Source organism: Hominisplanchenecus murintestinalis (genome assembly GCF_943193015.1).
GTDB classification, from domain to species: Bacteria; Bacillota; Clostridia; order Lachnospirales; family Lachnospiraceae; genus Hominisplanchenecus_A; species Hominisplanchenecus_A murintestinalis.
The window spans coordinates 1-5,004 of sequence record NZ_CALPCM010000083.1; the positions used below are offsets into that span (position 1 = coordinate 1).

Annotated in this window: 6 protein-coding genes and 1 pseudogene; 1 reads left to right on the forward strand and 6 read right to left on the reverse strand. The window is 50.6% G+C overall.

Annotated features, from left to right (window positions below):
* Positions 1-797, reverse strand: a 797-nt coding sequence (locus NFR99_RS14590) for a recombinase family protein (RefSeq protein WP_251354010.1), incomplete at its 3' end; no start/stop codon positions are given.
* 219 nt (positions 798-1,016) lie between these two features.
* Between NFR99_RS14590 and NFR99_RS14595 the strand changes: the two genes are divergently transcribed.
* The gene (locus NFR99_RS14595) at positions 1,017-1,781 is read left to right on the forward strand and encodes an MBL fold metallo-hydrolase (protein ID WP_251354011.1); all 765 of its coding nucleotides are present in this window, start codon (positions 1,017-1,019) and stop codon (positions 1,779-1,781) included.
* A 47-nt stretch (positions 1,782-1,828) separates the two neighbouring features.
* On the opposite strand, the gene NFR99_RS14600 is transcribed toward NFR99_RS14595, so the two are convergent.
* The 5 genes and pseudogenes from NFR99_RS14600 to NFR99_RS14620 all read right to left on the reverse strand — a co-directional run.
* Complete coding sequence (locus tag NFR99_RS14600) at positions 1,829-2,026, reverse strand: transposon-encoded TnpW family protein (protein WP_251354012.1); 198 nt, start codon at positions 2,024-2,026, stop codon at positions 1,829-1,831.
* Complete coding sequence (locus tag NFR99_RS14605; protein ID WP_251354013.1) at positions 2,023-2,877, reverse strand: ATP-binding protein; 855 nt, start codon at positions 2,875-2,877, stop codon at positions 2,023-2,025. The genes NFR99_RS14600 and NFR99_RS14605 overlap by 4 nt, the downstream gene beginning before the upstream one ends.
* 62 nt (positions 2,878-2,939) lie before the next feature.
* Positions 2,940-3,683, reverse strand: coding sequence for a replication initiator protein A (locus tag NFR99_RS14610; RefSeq protein WP_330642221.1), 744 nt, complete (start codon positions 3,681-3,683; stop codon positions 2,940-2,942).
* 121 nt (positions 3,684-3,804) lie between these two features.
* Positions 3,805-4,191, reverse strand: coding sequence for a cysteine-rich VLP domain-containing protein (locus NFR99_RS14615; protein WP_251354014.1), 387 nt, complete (start codon positions 4,189-4,191; stop codon positions 3,805-3,807).
* Positions 4,181-5,004, reverse strand: a pseudogene (locus NFR99_RS14620) (relaxase/mobilization nuclease domain-containing protein); the annotation flags it as partial. The pseudogene NFR99_RS14620 and the gene NFR99_RS14615, both read right to left, overlap by 11 nt.

The following is a 5,004-nucleotide window of genomic DNA, read 5'->3' on the forward strand; positions in this document are numbered from 1 at the left end:
TTGTAGGATTGGGTGGTGGTCTTGAAGTTCACAAGGCAGCCCGTGTATTCCCGGTTTTCAAGGATATGTACCACGGTGTTCGCCGCCCACTTGCACTCATAGCCGGGGTGGTAGCGGCGGGTTCTCCCTGTCCGGCGGTATTCCAGCGTTCCCGGCGTGGGGATTTCCTGCTCTGTGAGCATACGGGCTATCTTGGTCGGACCGTTCCCGGCAAGGCATAGGCTGTAAATCTGCTTTACCACGGGGGCGGCTTCTTCGTCAATGATGAAATTTTCGTCCTCGTCCATGAGGTAGCCGTACACGGGCTTGCTTGTGACGGGCTTCCCACTCATGCCTTTTGAGCGTTTTACCGCCCGGATTTTCTTGCTCGTATCTCTCACCAGCCATTCGTTAAAAATATTACGCAAGGGCGCAAAATCGTTGTCGCCCTGTGCGCTGTCAACGCCGTCATTGATAGCAATGAAGCGGACGCCGTTCTGTGGGAAAATCATTTCGGTGTACATTCCCACTTGAAGATAGTTTCGCCCTAACCTTGACATATCCTTTACGATAACCGTTCCCACAAGCCCCGCTTCAATGTCGGCCAGCATGGACTGGAAGCCGGGTCTTTGGAAATTTGCCCCGGAGAATCCGTCGTCCGTGTACCATTTGAGGTTGGAAAAGCCGTTCTGTTTTGCGTAGGCTTCAAGGATTCGCTTCTGGTTGCTTATGGAGTTGGATTCGCCTTGGAGCGTGTCCTCGTGCGACAATCTCGGATATAGGGCGGTAATCAGTTTTTGGGTGGTCTGTCTTGTCATGGTTTCCTCCATTTCCGACAGCCAGCCCCACTATTCCGTAGGTCTATTATACCATAGGGCGGGGCTTGCTGTACAGTCCTTTTTGCTACTTTATATCGAAAAATATCACATTTTTTTATAAAGGTTTATCGCAAAGTGTTTGAGGTGGAAAATTTCAAATTTCTGTGCTATACTATCTTTGTTTTCAAACAATAGCTTTAGCGATATGAGAGGTGGCAAATGGATAATTGGTTCTCTGTAAGTAAAATTGATGATAATACATTTGCAATCAATGAGGATAAGCATTGGGAAGAAACCCACTGTTATCTGTTATGCGGAGTAAAAAACGCATTACTGATTGATACTGGATTAGGAGTTGCAAATATCAAAAAAGTGGTGGATAGCTTAACCTTGCTTCCTGTCTTGGTTGTAACAACGCATATACATTGGGATCACATTGGCGGTCATAAATATTTTGAAAATATTGCAGTCCACGAAGCGGAAAAAGAGTGGTTATCAATCAAATTTCCCATTCCGTTACAAGCAGTAAAACATAATCTTGTATGTAAGCCCTGTGATTTTCCTTTGGATTTTTCCATTGACAGTTATCAACTGCCTAAAATTTCTCCGCAACAAATTTTACATGACGGTGATTGTTTGGACTTGGGAGAGCGAAAAATAACAGTTATTCACACTCCCGGTCATTCACCCGGTCATTGCTGTTTCTATGAACCGGAACGGAAATACTTGTATTCCGGCGACTTGATATATAGCGGCTGTCTTGACGCTTTTTATCCCACAACAGACCCTCAACTTTTTTGGCAGTCTGTTAAAAAGATTCAGCATTTGGACGTAGAACGTGTTTTGCCCGCACATCACCAGCTAAATATTCCTGTAAATATAATAAACAGGATTGAAAAAGCCTTTAGTCAATTAGCAGGAGAAGGCAGATTAGAGCAAGGCGACGGTATATTTGATTTTGCTGATTTCCAAATCCATATTTAATTCTTGCGGTCACGCTCCCCGGCATGACCGCTTTTCCATATCACGGCTTAGGTGGTAAAAGGTGGCTTGTGTCCGGCTGCGCTTTCGGCTTCCAGCACTTTCATCATCTTGTCGGCGGCGGTGGCGGTCGTGCCTTGCTTGAAGTAGCCGGAAACCACAAGGACGGTGTTCCCCCGGCGTACCTCGGTCACGCAATCCGGGCGGCGGGCGGTAGTGGCGGTGCTTCTCTTGGGCGTGTCGGTCATAGGCAAATCTCCTTTCCATTCAGCAGCTTTTTAAGCTGTTCCATTTTCTCCCTTGCGGCGGCTTTTCTGAAATTCTCCCCGGTAATGCGGACGGGGGTACACATTTCAATAAGGCGGTCATAAATGCGGGCGTGGGGCGTGTCCTCCGGGTTCTGCAATTCTTCCAGCGTCAAATTTGTGGTGACTATCAACGGCTTTCTGCTGCGGTATCGGCTGTCAATCACGTTATAGACTTGCTCTAAACCGTATTCCGTGCCACGCTCCATTCCGAAATCGTCAAGGATAAGCAGGGGGAAGCTGCAAAGGCGGGAGATATATTCGTTGCGGTCTTTGAAGCTGGCGGCAAGGTTGTTGAGTATCAAGGCAAAGTTTGTCATGCACACGGAAATCTCTTTTTCCATGAGGGCGTTAGCGATACACCCGGCAAAATAACTCTTGCCCGTGCCGACATTCCCCCACAAAATCAATCCATAGTTCCCGGTGCTTATCTGTTCCCATTGCTCCACATAGGAATAGGCTTTGTGCATTTGCGGGCATTTCCCGTTGTCGTTCCCGAAAGTCCATTCCCTCATAGCCGGGTCGGTGAAGCCTTTTCTTTTCAGCCGTTCCACTTCCTCCCGGTGTTTATGTTCCCGGTCTGCGGCTTCCAGCGTTTCCCGGCGTTTCCGCTGGCAGTCACATTCTTTGGGGTGTCGGTCACGTCCGAAAAAGGTCTTGCCCTCCGGGAAGTAGGCTTCTTTGGGCTGGCGGCATTTCCCGCAGTATAAAAGCCCGTCCTCGCCTATGTAGTCCTCCGGCTCTGCTTCCTGTGCCGTGGCAAGCCGGAAAATGGCGTTATCATAATCACTCATAAAATCTTCCTCCTTGTTCATGGTTTTTTACGCCCTGTTTACGGGGCGTTCTATCTCTGTTGTCAAAGGCTCTCGCCCTCTTTGTAGGAATAATCGGGGATTCCTTTCTTCCCCGTGCCTTTCCTGTCACGCCCCGCCCATATACGGATAGCGGCGGCATAGTTGATGTAGCTTTTCCCGTTGGCGGCTATATGCTGGCTTAATTCCTCAATGAACCGTTCCAGCCTGTCCGGGTATTCCTCTTTCAGCTCCGCATATTCGCTTTCAGAGAGGAAAACATTCTGGTATCTGCCAAATGGGGCGGGCGGCTTCTCACTCGCTCCTTTTAGTTGGTTCTCTTTTAGTTTGTTTATAGTAAGTTGGTTAGGGGTCGGTTTTCCGTCCAACGCAAAGGTCGGTTTTCCGTCCTTATGAGGGTCGCTTTTCCGGCTATCAGAGGGTCGGTTTTCCGACTGTATGGCGGTCATATGGTCGGAAAACTGTACCACTGGCACTTGCGGCACTTTCACATAAAGGCGGTTCGGTGCGGAGAAGCCCCGGCGTTCCCTCACCAGAAGCCCGGCAGCGTCCAGCTCGTTCAGTGCGGCTTTTATGGCGGTGCTGCCTTTATCCAGCATTTCCGCTATCTCCGAAACAGGGTAGACAATGTATGTCCTGCCCTCGCTGTCCTGCCAGCCGTTCTTCTGTGAGAGTTCGGAACGGTCAAGGAGCAGCGAATAAAGCAGCTTTGCGGTCTGTGACAAGTCCATTTTCAGCAGAAAACGGGGGTATCGGAAAAACGGCGGCATAATGGTGTCGGCTGTGATGTATTCGGTTATGGTTCTCACCTCCTGTCTGTGGCTTCTGTTACGCAGTTAAAACGGCATTTTCGGGGGTAAAGGATAAATGTATCGGCTACCCGTTGAGGGCGGTCAAAAAAGCCTTGATTTACGGGGGTCTGGAATATCCTAAAGCGTGACATTTATCCCTCTGTTTCCGCTTGCGCTGTGCGGCTTTGATTCTTTTCATGCGTCCGGCGCAGTCCGGGCAGTATTTCCCCCGGTTTGACTTGGGGAGAAAATACCCGCCGCACTCGGTACAGTGTTTCCTGTCTGCCCGGTGGAGTAGGGCGGCTTCCAGTTTCCCGTCCAGCGGCAGCACGGCTATCCTAAACCAGCGGCATATAAGCGAATAGCTGATACTCTGGACGCATACGCAAGGCTCGCCGTTATCCAGCAAGATACAGTTGCCGTTATCGTAGTTGCAGCACTCATGCACAAGGCGGCGGGCGGCTCTGTACTGTGGATAGTCCATGTAGGGGCGTTTACCGTTCATTTTCCCGCCCCTTTCCCCGTTCCGGCTCACGGCGTAATATCTTGTCAAGATTGCTTTTCACGGTCTGCAATTCCCGGACGTTCGCTTTCTTCTCCCGGTACTCGTTGTAAAGGGCGTTTTTCTCTTTGGTAAGCTGCTCAATCTCCGTTTGTAGGGCTTTGGACGCTGGCAGCTTGGAGATTCCCTGTGCCTTGAAATACCGGGCGGCAGATTCGGAAATGATAAACTCGCTTTCGTGCTGCTCCCGGTAAGCTCTCCGGGCTTTCTCCGTTTTCTGCGCCCGCAATCCGTCACGGGCTGGCTTGGTCTTGATGTACGCCAATAGCTGTTTCTGTAAGTCCTTTTTCTCCCGCAAAGTGCTTTCCACGGCTTTCAGTTCCGCATGGACGTTTGACAGCTCTGCGCTGGCGGCAGCAAGGGCGGCTTCCAGTTCTTCCGGGGAAGAAAAGCCAGATTCCTCGTAAATGCTCATGGTCGCCGCCATTTGCTTCAGATTGTGCAAACTCGCCCACTTCTCGTAGCCTTTCCCTTTGCCCTCGGCTCTCTTGGCGGCTATGTCTACCATGCGTTGTACTCCGTCATTTTTCGGGGCGTTTATGGCGGCTCTGTTACGCTGTAAGCGGTCTTTTATGCTGTGGGGGTATTCCTGTTTGGGTGCGGGTGTTTCGGCGGCTCTGGCGGCGTTCTGTGCGTTTATGGTGAGTGCTTCCAGTATGGCGGCACGGTCAAAATCATTACCCAGTTTCCGGGCGGTGATGGGCTTCGTCCTGTCCGGGGTGAGATAGGATAGCCGCCCCCGGCTCTCCTTGACGG